At 49.8% G+C, this 263-nt stretch carries 1 protein-coding gene; it reads left to right on the top strand.

Annotated elements, in window-relative coordinates; all coding sequences use genetic code 11:
- The coding region (locus AAEZ08_RS23040; RefSeq protein ID WP_500125195.1) for a hypothetical protein at window positions 1–263 on the top strand (263 nt) is incomplete at both ends.

The raw sequence follows: 263 nt of genomic DNA on the forward strand, positions 1-263 counted from the left end.
GGCCAGTGCTATGCAAGCTGACAGCGGTGCAAGCAGTGCATCAAACACCCCATCATCAGAAAGTTTTAGCGATAGCACCAGTCAGTCAAACTCTCAGCGCGTACCTGTCTTTACCCGCTCTAACGATCCTGCCAGTCGTCCGATGCTCATGAGTGAAGAGCAGCATCAACGCATACTTGAGCAAAATCAAGAATATGAGCGTAATATGGCTGAATGGGCAGCCAAGCTAGATGAATCGGTGACAGAAGAGCATGGTCAGGTAG

Origin of the sequence: Pseudomonas sp. E45-MNA-CIBAN-0222, assembly GCF_040310405.1 — a bacterium.
In the GTDB taxonomy this organism is placed as follows: domain Bacteria; phylum Pseudomonadota; class Gammaproteobacteria; order Pseudomonadales; family Pseudomonadaceae; genus Stutzerimonas; species Stutzerimonas stutzeri_AC.